A 19,540-nucleotide genomic window follows, 5' to 3' on the forward strand; every position below is an offset into this window, starting at 1 on the left:
CAACCTGATAGCGTGCGGGGAATGCGGCAGAGCCTGGCATTGAGTTGTGAGCGGATCTCCGCTGAACTGCTCGACCACTTCGACGGGGTCGGGATGGTGCGCGGCGAGTACGTGTTCCGCGCGGCCGGGAAATATCCGACACCCGAATCGGTTTCGAGCTATCTCGTGCCGTATCTGCGACATATTGCGAAGCGAGCGAGCGGAACGACGATCTGGTATCGCACCATGGAAGCCGATACCGCCGAATGCAATATCCTCGACGGCGTCGAAGAGATCATCGACGAGCCGCATAAACTGCTCGGCCTGCGCGGTATTCGCCGAGCGCGTCGTTTTCCCGACGCATTCTTCGCCGAACTCGAGGGCATTGCACAGGTGCGCGACGAGGGCGCGGATATCGGCGTGCTTTTCCCCTTCGTCACCTATGTCGACGAATTGCAGTGGGCCATCGAGCAAACCAGGGCCGTGATCGGCGACTGCCCAGTCGCCACCATGATCGAGATCCCGTCGCTGCTGCTCGAGGTCGACCGGGTCGTGACCACCGGGGTGTCCCGGGTGGTGATCGGCTGCAACGATCTGTCCTCGCTGCTGCTCGGCCAGGCGCGCGCCAGCCTACGCCCGGTACGCCCGGTTCCGCCGCTGCTGCGCGCGATCGAGCGCGTCACCATGGTGGCCGCCGCCGCGGGCGTGCGGACCGCGGTCGCGGGTTATCTGCATCCGGACCTGCTCGCGGCCTGCGCGAACCTCGGCGTCGACGAATGCGTGCTGCACTACTCCGATCTGCCCGACGTGCTGGGTGAGCAGTTCGCGGACCTGCCGGATCTCGATGTGCTGCAAGCGATCAAGCGCAAGACGCGCGCCGCGATCGCGGTATACGAGGCGGAGCGGGCGGCCGGGTCCGATCCCGGCCACCCGCACGCCCATCAGACGTTGACGCCGTAATCGCGGGCGATACCCGCGAGCCCGGAGGCATAGCCCTGACCGATGGCACGGAACTTCCATTCGTTGCCGTACCGGTACAACTCCCCGAACACCATGGCGGTCTCGGTGGACGCATCCTCGGTGAGGTCATACCGGGCCAGCTCGGCGCCGGTGGTCGCGTCGACCACGCGGATGTAGGCGTTGCGGATCTGGCCGAACGACTGTCCGCGCGCATCGGCATCGTGAATGGAGACCGGGAAGAAGATATTGGTGATCGTCGGCGGCGTCGCCGCCAGATCGACATTGATCACCTCGTCATCGCCTTCGCCCTCACCGGTGAGATTGTCACCGGTATGTTCGATCGTGCCCTCGGGCGAGCGCAGATTGTTGTAGAACACGAAGTGCTGATCGGACAGCACGCGCTGATTCGGCCCGGTGGCGAGCGCACTCGCATCGAGGTCGTAATCGGCCCCGGTGGTCGTTCGCACATCCCAACCGAGCCCCACCGCAACCTTGGTGAGGTTGGCGGCCTGCTTCGACAGCGAGACATTTCCGCCTTTGGCCAATGTGACGCTCATGATCCCCTTCCATTCGACGCGTTCGCGCCGCCTTTCATCACGATTATTACTCTGTACCGGACAGCTTGTGCCGGTTCAGTTCTCAATACTGGACCCTTTCGAGCGACCTGCAAACAGTCGCTAGCGGATCCACGCGCGCAGTGTCTGCACGCGCCCTTCGAGCGCATGCAATTCGCTCGCGTCCAGGACGGTGCGCTCGATTCCGTGCGCCACCGCGAAGGCCGACTGCCGGTGGTCATCGATGACTTCGACATCGATCTGGACCGCGACATAGTCTGTCGCACCGGGCATTTCCTCGGCGATAACCCGCGCCTGCCCGCGCGCACACAGCGCGACATTGCCACCGCCGAGAATCAGCAGTGCGACATCGGGCCGTTCGCGCAAGCGCGCCAGCGAACCGCGATCGAATTTCAGGCTGAGCAGAATCCGCCGATCATCCGCGCGCACCGGCCAGGACACCGGAATCGCATGCGGCGCTGGGTCGGTGGTGACCAGCACCGCGATCGTCTCCTGGGGCCATTCCGGGAGTACGTCCAGTTCGGGATGATCGGCCGTAGAGTGGTCTTGACGTTGCACGGGGCTCGCTCCGGCTGCCATGTTCGTCACCTCTTGATCGCTGCAACGCGGCGGGCTGTGCCACGTTGCCTGCAAGTCTAAGGTGCTGTGGCCCTTGTTCGCTGGCGCTGCGACCTTTGTCCGAAGTGCTCACAGGCACCTCTCAGGACACCGATACGACGTCGCCGGGTGATGGGCAGCACCCTGGCTCAGTAGCGGGCCATCTCCTCGCGCGGGATTATGCGGTAAGGCTACCCTAATTTCAATGGGACAACTAGGCCCAGCCCTCTGTCCGGGACACCCCTCGGGCGTCCGGATTGACGGTTGGGCACAGTCGATGCATCATTGCTGGCAGACCCTGTTCAGCAGGGCTTCTCCATTCGCCGGCCGATGTCTGTCCGGTCCGCGTGCTGCTCTCGGTACCGCTCGGCCGCCGCGCCTTGCCCGCACCGACAGCATTACCCAAGAAGACGCGTTGGCGTCCGGCCGTGAGTGAGGTGAGAACGACATGGTGTACCGATCGTCTGAGACCCGGCTGATCACTTCGTTCCTGCACTACGGCATCGTCCCGAATTTCTGAATTCGGCCGCGCCGGGCACGGCATCCGCAGACGACGTCCGTCGACGTCGTCCGCGGCGGTGGCCGGGTGGTAGCGCGGCACCACGGGACATTTCGGCACACATACGGACGTGGGGAGCAGACACATGGTTGATACGGGGGCAAGGAATTCCGGCGCGGTCGATATGGTGGCGTGGCCGACGGCGGGCAATCTCGTCGTCTCGCCCGCGATGCTGGACGACCTGGGCTATCTGCGCGGCGAGTTGGCGGCCGCGGAGGTGCCGTTCCTGCTGGTTCGCGATGGCGGACATCGGCTGGCACTGGCCGCGGATGCCGCGCACCGGACGATGGTGCGTCGGGTGACGGCCACCGCGATTGCCGCGGGTTTCGCGTGTACCGAGGTGCAGCACAATGTCTTCCGGCTCGGTCGCGATGCCGATCCGGCGCATTACGTGGATCTGGAGCTGTGGGAGTACCACGGCGACACCGTCGAATGCCCGCGGCCGAATGTGTTCACCCGCAATGTCTTCGACCTCGCCGATGTCGAGCGCACGGAAGTTCGCCTGTTCGACCGCAATTGGCCGACATTGACGGATATGTTCGCGCCACAGCCGACCGATGTCGGCTTCGATATCGATCTGGTGTTCTCCTGGGTCGATGGCACCGATCCCGAATTCCGTGCCCGCCGTGCGGGAATGCTGGCCCAGGTCGTGGTCGGCGAGGGCGATGACGCGGATGCTCGGATCCGCCAGATCGACGAACTGAAGTACGCACTGCGCTCGGTGCACAAGAACGCGCCGTGGATTCGGCGGATCTTCATCGCGACCGATTCCGCGGTGCCGGAATGGCTCGACGAACATCCGCGGGTGACGGTGGTGCGCGCGCTCGATCACTTCAGCGATACCAGCGGGCTGCCCACCTTCAATTCCCATGCGGTGGAATGCCAACTGCAGCATATCGACGGGCTAAGCGAGCATTTCCTGTACTCGAACGACGATATGTTCTTCGCCCGGCCGGTGCGTCCGTCGATGTTCTTCAGCCCGGCCGGGGTGAGCCGGTTCATCGAGGCAGGCACACGGATCGGGCCGGGCCGAAACAATGAACGGCGCAGTGGTTTCGAGAATGCGGCGCGGAAAAACCGGGAGTTGCTGGCCGGGCGGTTCGGACATGTCATCACCCGGCATCTGGAACACACCCCGGTTCCGTTGCGGCGCAGCGTATTACTCGAGATGGAGCAGGAGTTCGCGACCGACTTCGCGCGGACCAGGGCGAGCAGATTCCGTGCGGCCACCGATATTTCGGTGACGAATTCGCTGTACCACTACTACGCCATGCTCACCGGGCGCGCGGTGCCGCAGGAGATGGCGCGGATGCGCTATGTCGATACCACGAGTCGACGCGGGCTCGCACTGCTCGACGCACTCGCGGTAAACCGTGATGTCGACTTCTTCTGCCTCAACGACGGCAGTTTTCCGGAGGTCCCGGAGGCCGATCGGGTGCGGGCGGTGTCAGAATTCCTGTCCACCTATTTCCCAGCCCCCGCGCCGTGGGAGCGGGTCAGTGCACGGCCTCGTCATCTTCCGGACTCTGCGCCCGGCGCCGCATGACCCGCGGGATGCGCGCGGCGGGCGGGATCACGATGCCCTCCTCCGCCAGTTTGCGCGCCGCCTCTTCCGGGGTGGACGGGGAGCCGACGGTCGGGCCGCGATCGATCGGAACCACCGAGTGGACGATGGTGTCCGGATAGATGTGCACGTAGTTGAAGGCCTGCGCGCCGTCGCGGCCGCGCAGGCCGCCCTCGGCGACGGCCAGATCCTGGCTGTAGCAGGTCGCCGAGGCGACCGAGACCGGGATGCCCGCGAACGTGGCACTGGTCGAAAAGTGCAGGTGCCCAGCAAGAATCGCGCGCACGTCGGTGCCGTCGAGCACATCGGCCAGCCTGCGCTGATCACGCAGTTCGACAGTGACCGCGAGATCGAGCACGCACGGCACCGGCGGGTGGTGCATCGCCAGAATCGTGCCGAACGGTGCGGGTTCGGCGAGTACCGATCGAAGCCAGGACAGCTGTTCGTCGCGGATTTCGCCGTAGTGGTGGCCGGGGACGCTGGTGTCCAGGGCGATGATGCGCAGGCCGTCGATCATGTGCACCCGATCCAGCGGCTTCGTCGACGGGCGCTCGCCGAGCAGAGTCCGGCGCAGTTCACCGCGATCGTCGTGATTGCCGGTGACCCATACGATCGGTGCGCGCATTCGGCGCGCGAACGGTTCCACGATGGCGCGGAGCTTCTCGTATGCGTCCGGCTCGCCCCTATCGGTGAGGTCACCGGTGAAGACGATCGCCGTCGGGCGGATACGGCTGGCCGCGGCCTGGTCGAGCAACTGTCGAAGACGCAGATCCGCGTCCACATCGCCGTACAACTCGCCGTCGCCGGCGATCAAATGGGTATCGCTGAAATGGAACAGCACATGATTCGGTCGCGGGTGCTCCGCGACTCTGCTGGTGGGCACCGGACCGAACGTCCTCCCCGGCGGATTCGCCCGCCATTGGCTTCGGGTTCCATCGCCAGGATAGCGAAGACCTATTGACAGACTGCCCGCCCCACGGTGACGAACTGTTTGCGGGAAGGTGAGAGTTCGGTGTCGTCACACCCGGTCCGAGCGTTTCCGGGCGCGACTGTTCTCAGTGGGTGCCGAGGGTGTCCGCGGCGCGGAGGGCGTCGAGGACCATGAGGGCGTCGACAGTGAAGGGTTCGTTGTGGATTGTTTCGCCGGGGGCGGTGGCGCGTTCGGCGATGGCGGTCAGGGTTCGGTTGTCGGGATCGGTCAGGCCGAGGGCGGCGAAGGTGGTCGGTAGGCCGACCGATGTGCAGAACTCGAGAACCGTTGAAATCTCTTCGCTGGGAGCGCCTTCCAGCACCAACTGGGTGAGGACGCCGAAGGCTACCTTTTCGCCGTGCAGGTACGGGTGGGTTCGGGGGGCGGCGGTCAGGCCGTTGTGGATGGCGTGGGCGGCGGCGAGACCGGAGGATTCGAAGCCCAAACCGGAGAGCAGGGTGTTGGCCTCGACGATGCGTTCGAGGGCCGGGGTGATGGTGTGGTTGCGGACCGCGGCTAGGGCGTGGGTTCCGTCGGCGAGCAGGGTGTTGTAGCAGAGTTCGGCCAATGCGGTGGCACTGCGAGTGGATGCGCCGCCGCGCATATTCCGGACCCGCGCGACACTGCAGGTCCGCGCCTCGAACCAGGTCGCGAGCGCATCGCCCATCCCCGCGGTGAGCAGCCGCGCCGGAGCCTGCGCGATAGCGGACGTATCGACCAGCACCAATGCCGGATTCCGCCGGACCAGCTGATAGGCCTCGAATTCCCCGGCGTCGGTGTAGATCACCGACAACGCACTGCACGGCGCATCACTGGACGCCGTCGTAGGACAACTGATCATCGGCAGTTCCAGATCATCGGCCACCGCTCGAGCCGTATCGAGCACCTTGCCCCCACCGGCCCCCAACACCACCGTGCTCCCGCTCTCCTGCACAGCCGCGGTCACCCGCGCGATCTCGGCCCGACTGCACTCACCCCCGGACCGATGCACCGAATACTCGATCTTCGCCTCGGTAAGCGACTCCTGCCACGTCTGCGCCAACAACCGATGCGCACTTGCCCCCGCCACAATCATCACCGGCCCCGCGATCCCCAACCGCGTCATCTCCGCCCCGAGCGCCCCTGTCGCATCCCGCCCCTGCACATAATGCCCCGGCGAAGAAAACACACTCAGCATCTGCCACCTCCCGATCGCCGACTCCGTATCGCAAACGCTACGCGCCCCCGATTGAGCCATCAGGTGTATTCGAAGCTTGCCGAACGCCCGCCTACCGCGACCAGTACTTGCGCCAATCGGCGGCCGATAACGGGACACGTTCGCCGCGGGCGACTTCGGCGGCGTCCTCGGTGGCGCGGATTTCCGATGCGAAGGACAAGGTGGCCTTGCGTAGGCGTTCTTCGGCGCTGTCTTCACCGCCCAGGTGGACGGTGCGGAGATCGTCGGGAATCAGATCTTCGGGCAGGCCTGCTTTGAGGCTGCGGGAGCGGATCTTCTCGGCCAAGGCCAGGGCGGGTTGGGCCATGGCTATGCCGTCGAGGCAGGAACGGCGGGATTTTTCGGCGGATTTGCGTTCCTCCCAGGCTTTTTCCTGGGCGGCGATTTTTTCCGCGACCGTGGCCGACGCGTCGATGGGTTCGTCGGCTAGGTGCGGGCTGCGGTTGACGAGTTTGGCGACCAGTGCGGCGGCGACATCGTCGACGGTGAATTCGCCTGCGGCCTGGGCGATTCGGGAGTGGAACAGGACCTGCAGCAGCAGGTCGCCGAGTTCTTCCTTGATGGTTTCGGCGTCGTTGTGCTGGATGGCGTCGAGTAGTTCGTAGGTTTCCTCGAGCAGATAGGGGCGCAGCGAGTCGTGGGTTTGCGTCACCTCCCAGCCGCCGAAGTTCCACAGCCGGTCCATCACCTCGACGGCGTCGCCTAACCCCGCCGCCACCAGGGCGGCATCGGTTCGGCCGGATTCGGCCGCCGCCCGCTCAGGATCATCGGCGACCGCTTCCGGCACCGCGTGCTCATGGGCACCATTGGCCCGTCCCGCCTCCGCCGCCGCATGCCGGGCAGCCCGTAGAACGGCTTCGTCGCGGTCCGAACTCATCGAGCCGCCGTGGCTTCGGTGGCGACCCGCAGCTCTACGAAGCCCTTCGGCTTGCCATCCAACTGCAGCAACAGGTCGGCAACGAATTGCAACAGGACGACATCGCGCACCCGGTCGGCGCCGACACTGTCCTGCACCCGGGGCAGCGGCAACTGCACCACCCCACTCGCCGCGCGATAGCCCGCGCTCGGGTACAGGCGCTTCAATCGCATCTGCTTGGAATCGGGCAGGCTCATCGGCGAAACCTTCAATGTGGTTCCGGTGACAGCGATTTCGGTGACATCGTATTCGCGAGCCAGCAGGCGCAGTTTCGCCACCGACACCAACCTGCCGACCTCGACGGGCAGCGGCCCGTACCGGTCGACGAGCTCCTCGACAACCGACTCCAACCCCGGATCATCTTGCGCCGCTGCGAGTTTGCGATAGGCCTCCAACCGGAGCCGATCGCTGGTTATGTAGTCGGGCGGAATGTGCGCGTCCACCGGGAGGTCGATGCGGACCTCCTTGACCTCCTCGGTCGTGATCGGCTTACCGTCGGCGGCGGCCCGATATGCCTCCACCGCCTCACCGACCAGCCGCACATACAGATCGAAGCCGACGCCGGCCACATGCCCGGACTGCTCGGCGCCCAGCACATTTCCGGCGCCACGGATTTCGAGGTCCTTCATGGCCACCGCCATACCCGCGCCGAGATCCGAGTTCTGCGAAATGGTGGCGAGCCGGTCGTAGGCCGTCTCGGTGAGCGGCTTTTCCGGCGGGTAGAGGAAGTAGGCGTATCCGCGTTCCCGACTGCGGCCGACGCGCCCACGCAACTGGTGCAGCTGCGAAAGTCCGAGAGCGTCCGCGCGCTCCACGATCAACGTATTCGCATTGGAAATGTCGAGCCCGGTCTCGATGATGGTGGTGCAGACCAGCACATCGAATTCACGCTCCCAGAATCCCTGCACGGTCTGTTCGAGCATGTCCTCGTTCATCTGACCGTGCGCGACCACCACCCGCGCCTCGGGCACCAGATCCCGAATCCGCTTGGCGGCCTTGTCGATCGACGAAACCCGGTTGTGCACATAGAAGACCTGGCCGTCGCGCAGCAGCTCACGCCGAATGGCCGCGGTGACCTGCTTGTCGTTGTACCCGCCGACATAGGTGAGCACCGGATGCCGCTCCTCGGGCGGGGTGAGGATGGTCGACATCTCGCGAATGCCCGCCAGGCTCATCTCCAGGGTGCGCGGAATCGGCGTAGCGGACATGGTCAACACGTCGACGTGCGTGCGCAGCGCCTTGATGTGCTCCTTGTGCTCGACACCGAAACGCTGTTCCTCGTCCACGACGACCAGGCCGAGATCCTTCCACCGCACGCCGGTCTGCAGCAGCCGGTGCGTACCGACCACGATATCGACGGTTCCGTCCGCCATCCCCTCGAGCACTGCGCGGGATTCGGCCGGATCGGTGAAGCGGGACAGGCCCTTCACGGTCACCGGGAATCCACCGACGCGGTCGGTGAAGGTCTGCAGATGCTGTTGCGCCAGCAGGGTTGTCGGCACCAGCACAACGACCTGCTTGCCGTCCTGCACCGCCTTGAATGCGGCGCGCACGGCGATCTCGGTCTTGCCGTAGCCGACATCACCACAGACCACGCGGTCCATCGGGACCGCCTTCTCCATATCGGCCTTCACCTCGGCGATGGCGGTCATCTGGTCGACGGTCTCGGTGAACGCGAACGCGTCCTCCATCTCCTTCTGCCACGGACTGTCCGGTCCGAACGCATGTCCGGGCGCGGCTTGGCGCGCCGCGTACAGCTGCACCAGCTCACCGGCGATCTCGCGAACCGCCTTGCGCGCCTTGCGTTTCGTATTCGCCCAGTCGGATCCGCCGAGCTTGGACAGACTCGGCATCTCACCGCCGACATAGCGCGAGAGCTGATCCAGCGATTCCATCGGCACGAACAGCCGGTCACCGGGCTGACCGCGCTTACCGGGCGCATATTCGATGACCAGGTATTCCCGCCGCGCCCCGCCGACGGTGCGTTCGATCATCTCTACGAACCGGCCGATGCCGTGCTGATCGTGCACCACCATATCGCCGGCGCTCAGCGCCAGCGGGTCGACTTGATTGCGGCGCTTGGCCGGTAGCCGCTTCCCCTCCGCCGGTGCGGTGACCCGGTTGCCGGTGAGGTCGGATTCGGCGACGACAACCAGACCGGCGTCATCGAAGACCAACCCGTCGTGCAGCGAACCGCACAGCACACCGACCAGTCCGGGCGTCGGCTCGGCACCGGCTGTCAAAGCAGCTGCGGGCACGTCGGCATCCGAGAGGCGTTCCAGAATGCGTTGCGCCGTACCGTGACCCGCCACGACCACGACCGCGCGTCCACCGGTCAGCACATGTGCGCGCAGCGACGCGAAGATCGTCGCAACCAACTCATCGGATCCGCGCGCCGCAGGCCCGGCCAGCACCGGCAGCACGACCTCGGCGGGATCACCGGAGGTCAGCGGGCTCAGACTCCACCACGGCAGACCGTGTGCGTTTGCGCTGTCATGGATTTCGGGCAGCGCGCGGTAACCGGAGGCGGCCAGATCGAGTCCGTGCCCGCCCAACGGCGCGGCACCGCCGAACGAGGCGGCGGTCCACGATGCCTCCAGGAACTCCTCACCGGTGCGCACCAGATCGGCTGCGCGCGTGCGGATCTTCTCCGGATCGCACAGCAGCAGCTGGGTGCCCTCCGGCAAAACCTCGGTGAGCAGCCGCAATTCGCCGGGCTGCAGCACCGGCAGCAGCGCCTCCATGCCCTCGACCGGAATACCTTCGGAAAGCTTCTCCAACATCTCGACCAGCGCCGCATCGGCGGCATTCGCCACCGCGACCTCGGCGGCGCGCGCGCGTACAGCCTGGGTGAGCAACAGTTCCCGACACGGCGGCGCGACGACCACATCCACCGTCAGATCGGTCAGCGAGCGCTGGTCGGCGACCGCGAAGGGCCGCAGCTCGGTCACCTCGTCGCCCCAGAACTCCACGCGCACCGGATGATCGGCGGTGGGCGGGAACAGATCGAGGATGCCGCCGCGCACGGCGAACTCACCGCGCTTGCCGACCATGTCGACGCGGGTGTAGGCGAATTCGATCAGGCGCAAGAGCAATTCGTCGAAATCGAACTCCGCGCCGACACGCAGCACGATCGGTTCGATATCACCGAGGCTCGCGGCCATCGGCTGCATCAGGGAGCGAACGGTCGTCACCACGACCCGCAGCGGTTCCGGAAATACCGGATCCTCCGGATGCGCCAGCCGCCGCAGCACCTCTAGCCTGCGCCCCACGGTGTCGGCACCCGGCGACAGCCGCTCATGCGGCAGCGTCTCCCAGGACGGGAACTGCGCGATGGCCGCGCCGAGGATTTCCTCCAGCTCGACCGTCAGATCGTCGGCTTCGCGCCCGGTCGCCGTCACCACCACCAGCGGCCGCTGTGCCGCGATCGTCGCCGCGACGAACGGCCGCACCGCCGAGGGCCCGACCAACTCGACCGGCGACTTCCCGACCAGGTCAGCGACGGTCCGCAAGGCCGAATCGGCCCCGGCCACCGCGGCCAGTCCGGCAAGGGGTGGACGGTGGGTGGACATCGAACGCTCCTGAGCTCAGGCGAGGTTTTTAGGACGGCCAACCGAGTCTAGGCTCCCCCGACTCCCCGAGTCTTTGCCGGGATGAGTTACCTATCTGCTCACGAAATCAGTCGACACGTCACAACCTACCAACGCGCTGTGACACGTTTACGGCACGTAACGGCGTAGGCGGCGGGCGGCGAATTCCCGGAAGTACGAGAGCTTCTCCGGGGGCACGATCGCCGGGAGCAGGAAGTACCAGGCCCGTTCCATCCTGGTCGCCATCTGATCGATCGAATCGGTGCCGACCGCCGTGATATGCACGCCCGCGGTCATCTCCTGCAGTAGCAGGCCGATCACCTCGGCGTCCAGATCGGCCTCGAGGTCGCCCTGGGCGATGGCCCGCTCGGATAGTACGCGGTAGGTATCGCCCCAGGTCTTGGCGATATTGTCGCCCTGGGCGCCGCGGTAGTCGCCGATCTGATGGGTCAGCTTGAGCATCGCGCCGACCATTGGATCGTTCATGGATAGGTCCGCGACGACATAGGTGATCCCGATACATGCCTCGAGCGCGGGCACTCTCGGATCGAAGAAACCCTGGCACGAACTGACCAGACGCTCATTGCCCTGGTCGACCACGGCGCGCGCTAGCTCTTCCTTCGATCCGAAGTGAAAGTACAAGGCGCCCTTGGTCACGTTCGACTGCGCGATGATCTCGCTCAGGCTCGCATTCGCATATCCCAAGCGCAGAAAGACATCGGCAGCGCCCGCCAGGACGGAATCGCGGGTGATCTCCGCGCGCGCTTGCCTAGCCATCAGATCCGCCTGTCATCCTTAAAACCAGCCATCCTGAAGTAGACCGACATCCCGAAGTAGACCGACTTACCGCTCGAACAGCACCCTGAGGATGGGTGAACCGTACCACCAGGTGAGCGCGCGCCAGCGAATTCGAGCATTCGGACGGGCACACTGCGCAATTTGCTGGCTACCAATGCGGTCAATCTCCCCGACCGGCACGCCATTCCGAGCTCAGCTGCGGTCGGGCTTCCAGATGACTGAGGCCGTTCCAGCACAGGTTCACCAGATGTGCCGCGACAACCTCTTTCGACGGTTTGCGCTCGTCCAGCCACCAGGTCGCGGCGGTCGAGACCATGCCCACCAGTGCCTGCGCATACAAGCCGGTCAGACTGGTATCGAAACCGCGGCGCTCGAAATCGCCTGCGAGAATATGCGCGACCTGATTGGTGGCCTCGTTGAGCAGGCTCGAGTAGCGGCCCTCCGCGGTAGCTGCGGGCTGGTCGCGCACCAGGATTCGGAATCCGTCGGTGCGTTCCTCGATATAGGTCAGCAGTGCCAGCGCGACCTGTTCGAGCCGAATTCTGGACCGATTCTGGGTGAGCGAGGAGGTGATCATGTCGAGCAGCATCGACATCTCGCGGTCCACGACCACGGCGTAGAGCCCCTCCTTGCCGCCGAAGTGTTCGTACACCACGGGTTTGGAGACCTGCGCCCGCTGTGCGATCTCCTCGATCGAGGTCGCGTCGTAGCCGCGCTCGGCGAATATTGCGCGACCGATCTCGATCAACTGCTGCCGCCGCTGAGTACCCGTCATCCGCGGCCGGGATACTCGTTGCGGTTCACCCGAAGACAACGCCCCGCCTCCCTGCGCATGACCCGAACTTTTGCCGACAACTGTTCCAGACAGCTCCGCCCGCGCGCGCGTCGCCCCGCCGAAGACGGCAATCGAGGGGCCGATTTCGGCGTTCGCCCAGATAACGCGACCAGTGTGAACTCGTCTCGGCAACGGGTACCCACGAATTCCGCGAAGCGGTTCGACTAACCGGAGGTCTTCATGCGAGGATTCATGCCGTGCCGCTGGCGCAGTGGCGGGTTTCGCAGATCCGCCGGTGTGACAATCCGCCGTAGTGTAATGGCAGCACCTCTGATTTTGGTTCAGATAGTTCAGGTTCGAGTCCTGGCGGCGGAGCACACCGGCACGATGGCTTATCGTTGGCCGCGCACATCGCTGACCAAGCACGACGACAGCGCTGACCAAGCACGACGACAGCCCCAAGCACGATGACAGGCAGCCGAGGGAGATCCATGCCACAGCAGACCGCCGTCGTCGTTCTCGCAGCCGGTGCCGGGACGCGAATGCGGTCGAAGACTCCTAAAGTGCTGCATTCGCTGGCCGGTCGAAGCATGCTCGCGCACGCGCTGCATGCGGCCAACGAGATCGACCCCGCGTTCCTCATCACCGTGGTAGGACACGATCGGGAACAAGTCGGCGCCGCGGTCGCCGCCGTCGCCGCCGACCTCGGCCGCGACATCACCACCGCCATTCAGGAAGAACAGCTCGGAACCGGCCACGCGGTGCAGTGCGCGCTCGCCGCGGTTCCCGAGGATTTCACCGGTGACCTACTGGTCACCTCCGCCGATGTGCCGCTGCTGGACGGGCACACCCTGTCCGCACTGCTCGACGAACACCGCAGCTACACCGAACGTTCGGCGGTCACGGTGCTGACCTTCGAACCGGACGACCCGAACGGCTACGGCCGCATCGTGCGCAATGCCGACGGCCAGGTCACCGAAATCGTCGAACATGCCGACGCCACCCCCGCGCAATCGGCGATCACCGAGGTCAACTCGGGTGTCTACGCCTTCGACGCGACCGTGCTGCGCACCATGATCGGACGTCTGTCCACCGCCAATGCCCAGCACGAGCTGTACCTGACGGATGTGCTGCGGCTGGCTCGCGAGGCCGGACATCCGGTGCACGGCGCACGGCTGCTCGACTCGGCCAAGGTCACCGGCGTCAACGACCGGGTGCAGATGTCGCAGGCCGCACGCACCCTCAACCGCTACATCCTCGAACGGCATATGCGCGCGGGAGTCACGATCATCGATCCCGCGACCACCTGGGTGGACGCGAACGTGAAAATCGCCAGGGACGCCGAAATCCGGCCGGGTGTGCAGTTACTCGGCGGCACCGTCATCGGTGAGGACGCCGTGATCGGACCGGATTCCACGCTCACCGATGTCATCGTCGGCAACGGCGCGCACGTCGTTCGCACCCACGGTGATCAGGCCGTGATCGGTCCCGGTGCGAATATCGGGCCGTTCAGCTATCTGCGCCCGGGCACCGTTGTCGGCGATTCCGGAAAGCTCGGCGCATTCGTCGAAACCAAGAACGCATCGATCGGCGCGCACTCCAAAGTGCCGCACCTCACTTATGTCGGCGACGCCACCATCGGTGAGCACAGCAACATCGGCGCCTCGAGCGTTTTCGTCAATTACGACGGTGTGAAAAAGCACCACACCGTGGTCGGCTCGCATGTGCGGACCGGCAGCGACACCATGTTCGTCGCACCGGTGACGGTGGGTGACGGCGCTTATACGGCGGCGGGTACTGTGCTGCGTAGAAGCGTTCCGCCGGGGGCACTCGCGGTTTCAGGTGGGCCACAGAAAAACATTGAGGGCTGGGTGCAGCGCAACCGTCCGGGTACGGACGCGGCACGGGCGGCGGCGGAAGCCATCGCGACCAAAGAGATGTCGGGTCAGGCAATCGAGCAAAAGGATGGCAAACAGCAGTGACCGCGTCATGGATCGATAACCAGAAGAACCTGATGCTCTTCTCGGGACGCGCTCATCCTGAGCTGGCCGAGCAGGTGGCCAAGGAACTCGACGTCCACGTCACCCCGCAGACCGCGCGCGACTTCGCCAACGGCGAGATCTTCGTCCGGTTCGAGGAGTCCGTGCGCGGCTCGGATGCCTTTGTGTTGCAGAGCTTTCCGGCTCCGCTGAACCAGTGGCTGATGGAACAGCTCATCATGATCGACGCGCTCAAGCGCGGTTCGGCCAAGCGGATCACCGCGGTGCTGCCGTTCTACCCGTACGCCCGTCAGGACAAGAAGCACCGCGGCCGCGAGCCCATCTCCGCCCGCCTGGTCGCCGACCTGCTCAAGACCGCGGGTGCGGACCGCATCATCACCGTCGACCTGCACACCGATCAGATCCAGGGCTTCTTCGACGGCCCGGTCGATCACATGCACGCCCAGCTGCAGCTGGCCGAGTACGTGCGCAACAACTACAGCCTCGAGCACATCACCGTGGTCTCCCCCGATTCCGGTCGCGTGCGCGTCGCGGAGAAGTGGGCCGACTCGCTCGGCGGCTCGCCGCTGGCGTTCATCCACAAGACCCGCGACCCGCTGGTGCCGAACCAGATCAAGGCCAACCGCGTGGTCGGTGAGGTCGAGGGCCGTACCTGCATCCTGATCGACGACATGATCGACACCGGTGGCACCATCGCCGGTGCGGTCAAAGTGCTCAAGGCGGCAGGCGCCGGTGATGTGGTCATCGCCGCGACGCACGGCGTGCTGAGCGATCCGGCCGCCGAGCGCCTGGCCGCCTGTGGCGCCAAGGAGGTCGTGGTCACCAATACGCTGCCGATCGACGAGGAGAAGAAGTTCCCGCAGCTGACCGTGCTGTCGATCGCGCCGCTGCTGGCTCGCACGATTCGCGAGGTCTTCGAGAACGGTTCGGTCACCGGACTTTTCAACGGCAACGCATAGGTTTCACACTTCGTCGCGGCTCGGACCCAGGTCCGGGCCGCGACGTTTCTGTTTGTAAGGCTCGCTTCGGCGTGGTACCCATGGCGGGTACGGATGACAAACAGGGGGCGCCATGTCGGATTCGGAACCGCATATCAATCTCGGGAAGTCGCAGGATCCGACGCCTGCCGAGCCGCCGCAGGACATCGTGGACGCGACCAAGGTCTGGTCACCGGAGCCGGGTGTCGATCCGACGTTGGCTTATCAACCGGGACAACAGTTTTCGCCGGAAACCGCCCCACCGTACACCCCGCCCGCGGGTTATCAGCAGCCCACCGCCTATCCGCCGCCACCGTATCCGCCGAGCTACCCGCAAGCCGGTCCGTACGTCGGACCGCCCGGCTATCCACAAGCGCCCGGTGCGTATCCCGGTTACCCGTACCAGCCCTATACGCCACCTCGGCAATCCGATGTCCCGATCTTCTCGATCATCAGCTTCTCCTGCCTGGCGGCGACCGCACTGTCGGTGGTGATGTTCTGTGGCCTGCCGATCGTGATCACCGGACCGGCGGGCGTCGTCCTGGGCATCATCGGCCACAACAAGGGCGAATCGCTCGGCAAATGGGCGGCCATCACCAACGGCGCGGTGCTGGCGATCGCGGTCGTCCTGGTCATCGCCTTCGTCGGGTTCCTCGGGGCTCTCAGCTGACGGATTCGCACGCGTCGGATCCCGTTTGCCCCCGATGTCGAGGGGGATACTGGGGGTATGGACCGTGACCCGCTCGATATGGACATGGGGGACGACGACCAGGAAGACGAGATCCGCGCATACCGGCGAAATGTCGAGGATCCGCCCGACGACCTGCGCATTCGCTATCACGAAAGTGAGGATGACGGTCGTCTCGGCATCGGCGATGAACTCGATCAGGAGTGGACCCGTCATCGTAAGGCCGCCGAACTCGCCGAGGAGGACGAGCGCCCCGCCGAGGTCGCCGCGATGGAGATCGTCGACGATACCGACCTATAGCCCGCTCCCCGCCGACAGGAGAGTTCGATGAGCACGCCGCAGCAGGGACCCGAGCGAGGCGATAGGTCGCCCGAGAAACCGGTCGGCGAATCCGAGCCGCTCGAATCCTCGCAACCCGTCGAACCCCCCGCGCAGACACCGGACCAGGGGGCGGCTGCCGAAACCGCGCCTGATCTCGCCGTACAACCGCAGCCGTCGAGTGACCCCGTGCAACCGGAACCGTGGAATGACAATGCCGCGGCACGGTACGACCGGGACCAGCCCGGCACCGTCTATCCGCCGATCAGCGACGCCACACCGGGTACCTCAGACGGTGGCAATCCCCCCTACACCCCGCGGCCCTACACCACGCCGGGACCGCGCTCGGGTTCGCAGACCCTGTCGATCATCGGCTTCGTCTGTGCGGGCATCTCATTGCTGTTCTGCCCCTACCTATTCGGCCCGGTCGGCATCATTCTCGGCATCATCGGCCACAAAAAGGGCGAGTCCCTCGGCAAATGGGCCGCCTTCGTATCCGCCATTTCCCTGGTCATCGGGCTCATCCTGATCTATGCCGTCTTCAGCGGCAGCATGATCCCGGACTCCGACTGACCGTGCGCTGGACTGGGTAGGGCTAGCGTGGTCGGCATGAGTCGATTCGGTGGGTTCCCACTCGCGGGGCTGGACTTTTACGAGGATTTGGAAGCCGATAACTCGAAGGCCTTCTGGACCGCGCACAAGGATGTCTACGAGCAGTCGGTCAAGGCGCCGATGGTCGCGCTGACCGCGGAGTTGGAGGCGGACTTCGGGACCGCCAAGATTTTCCGGCCGTACCGGGACGTGCGCTTCTCCAAGGACAAGGTGCCCTACAAGACGGCGCAGGGCGCGGTGGTCAGCGTTGCGCCGGGTACGGGCTGGTATGTGCAGATCAGTGCGGCCGGACTTTTCGTCGGCGGCGGGTTCTATGCGGGCTCCCCCGCGCAGATCGCCCAGTTGCGCGCAACCATCGATGACGAGGTCCGCGGCCCGGAGCTGGAGGCCATCCTGGCGAAGCTCACCAAGGCCGGATTCACCATCGGCGGCGAGCAGCTCAAGACCAAACCGAAGGGGTACGACGCCGACCACCCCCGCATCGATCTGCTGCGGCACAAATCGCTGACCTGCAGTAAGGAATACGGCGCACCGGCATGGTTGGACAAACCCCGCGCCGCGAAGGAGGTCCGCACCGCCTGGGAGACGATGCGGCCCTTCATCGATTGGCTGGGCGCGGTGGTCAGTGGTGCGCCCGCTCGGACCTAACGGCGAGCGGCGAGGACGAGGGCGAAGCGGTCGTCCGGATCGGTCCAGACCTGTTCGGTATCGAATCCCGCTGCGGCCAGTTCGGCGTCCAATCCGTCGATACGGAATTTGGCCGAGATTTCGGTGCGCATCTGCTCGCCGCGCGCGAACTGGACAGTGAGGTCCAGCTCACGGATCTTCACGGTCATATCTTCGGTGGCCTCCAGTCGCATTTCGATCCACTCTTGTTCGGTATCCCAGGTGGCGACGTGGGCGAACTTGTCGGGCTCGAAGTCGGCGTCGAGGCGACTGTTCAAGACATGCAGTACATTTCGGTTGAATTCGGCGGTGACGCCGGCAGCGTCGTCGTAGGCGGGAACCAGCACGGCGGGGTCGATCACCAAGCCCGCGCCGAGCAGCAGCTGCTCTCCCGGCTCCAGCACCTCGTGGATGCTGGACAGGAATTCGGCCCGTTCGGCGGGGACCAGATTGCCGATGGTGCCGCCGAGGAAGGCGATCATGCGGCGGCCGCCGCGCGGCAGATTGTGCAGGGTGTCGGTGAAATCGCTGACCACGCCGTGCACCGCGAGGCCCGGGAACTCGGCAGCGATCTCCGCGGCGGCCGACCGCAGCGCTGAGGACGAGACATCCTGCGGAACATAGGTTTTCAGCGGTCCCTCGGCGGTCAATGCGGAAAGCAGCAGCCGCGTCTTGGCGGCCGACCCCGAGCCGAGTTCGACCAGGACCTCGGCCTGCGCGGTACGGGCGATCTCGCCGACTACCCGCTCCAGCAGTGCGCGTTCGGTGCGGGTCGGGTAGTACTCGGGCAGTTCGGTGATCTTCTCGAACAGTTCACTGCCTCGGGCGTCGTAGAACCACTTGGGTGGCAACCACTTCGGGTCCGCGGTGAGGCCGAGCATGGCATCCGCGCGCAACGCCGAGGTGAGGTCGTCATCGGATAGGTAGATCTCCAGCGTGGGTGCGGTCATAGGAGCGAGCCTTTCGTGCTTGGAACGTCTAACAGCGGTGTGACGGACAGCGCGCCTGGGCGGGCGCTGACCAGCTGGCGATCCGGAATCGGCTGCCAGCGCGGGTCGTCGTCGAAGGGCTCCGAGGACAGGATGGCGAAATCGTCAGTCACCAGGGCGGATAGCGAGTGGTAGACGGTGGTCGCCCACAACTGCCTGCCATCACCGAGCAGGAAATTCAGTCGGGCACCCGGGGATTGAGCCAGTACGGCCGAGACCAGCAGACTCAATGCCGCAGGCGCCGCCGCCCACGAACCGTCGGGAGTGTCGGTCGAGAGCAGACTGCGCAGGATCACCCAGAGCGTGGCCGCATCGGTCGCGGATTCGGCCTCCAGCAACTGCACCGGCTCGAACAGCGGCCCCGCACCGAGTTCGGTTGCGGTAGAGCCGAATTCTGCGGCGACCGCGCTGAGGGCCCGCCGCCAATCGGGCACCATGCCGTTATGGCTGAATGCCCACCGACCGTGCGTGAACGGTGCACAGGCATTCCGCTCGACCGGCATCCCCACGGTCGCCGAGCGAACCGCCGCCAAGACCGCCCACGACTCCAGTTGCGGCAGGACCTCTTCCACCGCCGGATCGGTCCAGACGGGCGCTGAGTTGCGATACCGGCTGACGGTCACACCGTCGTCGTCACGCCACCAGGCCACCCCGAACCCGTCCGCATTGATCGTCCCGCCCCCGCGCATATCCTTCGGCGCCCACGCCTGGGTCCGCAGGGAATGCGAACCGAGCGTCAACATGTCGCCCACGCGCACCGGCGGACCGACGTAACCGAGTTGACGACACAT

Annotated in this window: 18 protein-coding genes and 1 tRNA gene; 9 read left to right on the top strand and 10 right to left on the bottom strand. The window is 65.4% G+C overall.

The window, feature by feature from the left end; translation table 11 throughout:
* The first annotated feature begins 21 nt into the window (after positions 1 to 21).
* Positions 22 to 939, top strand: a complete 918-nt coding sequence (locus ACFYOW_RS29560; protein ID WP_387293362.1) for a putative PEP-binding protein — start codon at positions 22 to 24, stop codon at positions 937 to 939.
* On the opposite strand, the gene ACFYOW_RS29565 is transcribed toward ACFYOW_RS29560, so the two are convergent.
* A complete protein-coding gene (locus ACFYOW_RS29565; protein WP_040695304.1) occupies positions 921 to 1,496 on the bottom strand; it encodes a TerD family protein in 576 nt (191 codons plus the stop codon). The two genes, ACFYOW_RS29560 and ACFYOW_RS29565, sit on opposite strands and share 19 nt — an antisense overlap.
* 120 nt (positions 1,497 to 1,616) lie before the next feature.
* Positions 1,617 to 2,093 (bottom strand): hypothetical protein, encoded by a 477-nt coding sequence (locus ACFYOW_RS29570; protein ID WP_387293363.1) that lies wholly within the window; start codon positions 2,091 to 2,093, stop codon positions 1,617 to 1,619.
* A gap of 701 nt (positions 2,094 to 2,794) precedes the next feature.
* Here ACFYOW_RS29570 and ACFYOW_RS29575 point away from each other — a divergent pair.
* Positions 2,795 to 4,216, top strand: a complete 1,422-nt coding sequence (locus tag ACFYOW_RS29575; RefSeq protein ID WP_387293526.1) for a stealth family protein — start codon at positions 2,795 to 2,797, stop codon at positions 4,214 to 4,216.
* Here ACFYOW_RS29575 and ACFYOW_RS29580 read toward each other — a convergent pair.
* From ACFYOW_RS29580 to ACFYOW_RS29605, 6 genes are all read right to left on the bottom strand, one after another.
* Positions 4,167 to 5,117, bottom strand: coding sequence for a phosphodiesterase (locus ACFYOW_RS29580; protein ID WP_387293364.1), 951 nt, complete (start codon positions 5,115 to 5,117; stop codon positions 4,167 to 4,169). The two genes, ACFYOW_RS29575 and ACFYOW_RS29580, sit on opposite strands and share 50 nt — an antisense overlap.
* A gap of 172 nt (positions 5,118 to 5,289) precedes the next feature.
* Positions 5,290 to 6,381, bottom strand: a complete 1,092-nt coding sequence (locus ACFYOW_RS29585; protein WP_387293365.1) for a glycerol dehydrogenase — start codon at positions 6,379 to 6,381, stop codon at positions 5,290 to 5,292.
* Positions 6,382 to 6,472: 91 nt separating this feature from the next.
* Positions 6,473 to 7,105, bottom strand: a complete 633-nt coding sequence (locus tag ACFYOW_RS29590) for a MazG family protein (RefSeq protein WP_387293527.1) — start codon at positions 7,103 to 7,105, stop codon at positions 6,473 to 6,475.
* 188 nt (positions 7,106 to 7,293) lie between these two features.
* Positions 7,294 to 10,908 carry a transcription-repair coupling factor gene (mfd, locus tag ACFYOW_RS29595; RefSeq protein ID WP_387293366.1) on the bottom strand — a complete coding sequence of 1,205 codons (3,615 nt, stop codon included), beginning with the start codon at positions 10,906 to 10,908 and terminating at the stop codon, positions 7,294 to 7,296.
* A 147-nt stretch (positions 10,909 to 11,055) separates the two neighbouring features.
* Positions 11,056 to 11,703, bottom strand: a complete 648-nt coding sequence (locus ACFYOW_RS29600) for a TetR/AcrR family transcriptional regulator (RefSeq protein ID WP_040695316.1) — start codon at positions 11,701 to 11,703, stop codon at positions 11,056 to 11,058.
* Positions 11,704 to 11,884: 181 nt separating this feature from the next.
* On the bottom strand, positions 11,885 to 12,499 hold the full coding sequence (locus ACFYOW_RS29605) for a TetR/AcrR family transcriptional regulator (protein WP_387293367.1): 615 nt from the start codon (positions 12,497 to 12,499) through the stop codon (positions 11,885 to 11,887).
* A gap of 304 nt (positions 12,500 to 12,803) precedes the next feature.
* Between ACFYOW_RS29605 and ACFYOW_RS29610 the strand changes: the two genes are divergently transcribed.
* From ACFYOW_RS29610 to ACFYOW_RS29640, 7 genes are all read left to right on the top strand, one after another.
* Positions 12,804 to 12,874: transfer RNA gene (locus ACFYOW_RS29610), tRNA-Gln, on the top strand.
* Between the two features lie 116 nt (positions 12,875 to 12,990).
* On the top strand, positions 12,991 to 14,481 hold the full coding sequence (glmU, locus tag ACFYOW_RS29615; protein ID WP_387293368.1) for a bifunctional UDP-N-acetylglucosamine diphosphorylase/glucosamine-1-phosphate N-acetyltransferase GlmU: 1,491 nt from the start codon (positions 12,991 to 12,993) through the stop codon (positions 14,479 to 14,481).
* Complete coding sequence (locus ACFYOW_RS29620) at positions 14,478 to 15,458, top strand: ribose-phosphate diphosphokinase (RefSeq protein ID WP_387293369.1); 981 nt, start codon at positions 14,478 to 14,480, stop codon at positions 15,456 to 15,458. Before glmU ends, ACFYOW_RS29620 begins: the two co-directional genes overlap by 4 nt.
* Positions 15,459 to 15,570: 112 nt before the next feature.
* On the top strand, positions 15,571 to 16,146 hold the full coding sequence (locus ACFYOW_RS29625) for a hypothetical protein (RefSeq protein ID WP_387293370.1): 576 nt from the start codon (positions 15,571 to 15,573) through the stop codon (positions 16,144 to 16,146).
* Positions 16,147 to 16,203: 57 nt separating this feature from the next.
* A complete protein-coding gene (locus ACFYOW_RS29630) occupies positions 16,204 to 16,464 on the top strand; it encodes a hypothetical protein (RefSeq protein WP_387293371.1) in 261 nt (86 codons plus the stop codon).
* 27 nt (positions 16,465 to 16,491) lie between these two features.
* Complete coding sequence (locus ACFYOW_RS29635) at positions 16,492 to 17,055, top strand: hypothetical protein (protein WP_387293372.1); 564 nt, start codon at positions 16,492 to 16,494, stop codon at positions 17,053 to 17,055.
* Between the two features lie 36 nt (positions 17,056 to 17,091).
* Positions 17,092 to 17,742 (top strand): DUF2461 domain-containing protein, encoded by a 651-nt coding sequence (locus ACFYOW_RS29640; RefSeq protein ID WP_387293373.1) that lies wholly within the window; start codon positions 17,092 to 17,094, stop codon positions 17,740 to 17,742.
* Here the strand turns inward: ACFYOW_RS29640 and egtD are convergent.
* Positions 17,739 to 18,710: an L-histidine N(alpha)-methyltransferase gene (gene egtD / locus ACFYOW_RS29645; RefSeq protein WP_387293374.1), complete on the bottom strand. Its 972-nt coding sequence runs from the start codon at positions 18,708 to 18,710 to the stop codon at positions 17,739 to 17,741. The genes ACFYOW_RS29640 and egtD overlap by 4 nt on opposite strands.
* Positions 18,707 to 19,540 (bottom strand): ergothioneine biosynthesis protein EgtC, encoded by an 834-nt coding sequence (egtC, locus tag ACFYOW_RS29650; protein WP_387293375.1) that lies wholly within the window; start codon positions 19,538 to 19,540, stop codon positions 18,707 to 18,709. Before egtC ends, egtD begins: the two co-directional genes overlap by 4 nt.

Source organism: Nocardia sp. NPDC006982 (assembly GCF_042869435.1).
Classification (GTDB): domain Bacteria; phylum Actinomycetota; class Actinomycetes; order Mycobacteriales; family Mycobacteriaceae; genus Nocardia.

Excerpts from the sequence above, each read along its gene's own strand:
- ACFYOW_RS29560 (WP_387293362.1), top strand. The coding sequence starts at position 22 with ATGCGGCAGAGCCTGGCATTGAGTTGTGAGCGGATCTCCGCTGAACTG.
- ACFYOW_RS29565 (WP_040695304.1), bottom strand. The coding sequence starts at position 1,496 with ATGAGCGTCACATTGGCCAAAGGCGGAAATGTCTCGCTGTCGAAGCAG.
- ACFYOW_RS29570 (WP_387293363.1), bottom strand. The coding sequence starts at position 2,093 with ATGGCAGCCGGAGCGAGCCCCGTGCAACGTCAAGACCACTCTACGGCC.
- ACFYOW_RS29575 (WP_387293526.1), top strand. The coding sequence starts at position 2,795 with ATGGTGGCGTGGCCGACGGCGGGCAATCTCGTCGTCTCGCCCGCGATG.
- ACFYOW_RS29585 (WP_387293365.1), bottom strand. The coding sequence starts at position 6,381 with ATGCTGAGTGTGTTTTCTTCGCCGGGGCATTATGTGCAGGGGCGGGAT.
- ACFYOW_RS29590 (WP_387293527.1), bottom strand. The coding sequence starts at position 7,105 with ATGGACCGGCTGTGGAACTTCGGCGGCTGGGAGGTGACGCAAACCCAC.
- mfd (WP_387293366.1), bottom strand. The coding sequence starts at position 10,908 with ATGTCCACCCACCGTCCACCCCTTGCCGGACTGGCCGCGGTGGCCGGG.
- ACFYOW_RS29600 (WP_040695316.1), bottom strand. The coding sequence starts at position 11,703 with ATGGCTAGGCAAGCGCGCGCGGAGATCACCCGCGATTCCGTCCTGGCG.
- ACFYOW_RS29605 (WP_387293367.1), bottom strand. The coding sequence starts at position 12,499 with ATGACGGGTACTCAGCGGCGGCAGCAGTTGATCGAGATCGGTCGCGCA.
- glmU (WP_387293368.1), top strand. The coding sequence starts at position 12,991 with ATGCCACAGCAGACCGCCGTCGTCGTTCTCGCAGCCGGTGCCGGGACG.
- ACFYOW_RS29625 (WP_387293370.1), top strand. The coding sequence starts at position 15,571 with ATGTCGGATTCGGAACCGCATATCAATCTCGGGAAGTCGCAGGATCCG.
- ACFYOW_RS29630 (WP_387293371.1), top strand. The coding sequence starts at position 16,204 with ATGGACCGTGACCCGCTCGATATGGACATGGGGGACGACGACCAGGAA.
- ACFYOW_RS29635 (WP_387293372.1), top strand. The coding sequence starts at position 16,492 with ATGAGCACGCCGCAGCAGGGACCCGAGCGAGGCGATAGGTCGCCCGAG.
- ACFYOW_RS29640 (WP_387293373.1), top strand. The coding sequence starts at position 17,092 with ATGAGTCGATTCGGTGGGTTCCCACTCGCGGGGCTGGACTTTTACGAG.
- egtD (WP_387293374.1), bottom strand. The coding sequence starts at position 18,710 with ATGACCGCACCCACGCTGGAGATCTACCTATCCGATGACGACCTCACC.
- egtC (WP_387293375.1), bottom strand. The coding sequence starts at position 19,540 with ATGTGTCGTCAACTCGGTTACGTCGGTCCGCCGGTGCGCGTGGGCGAC.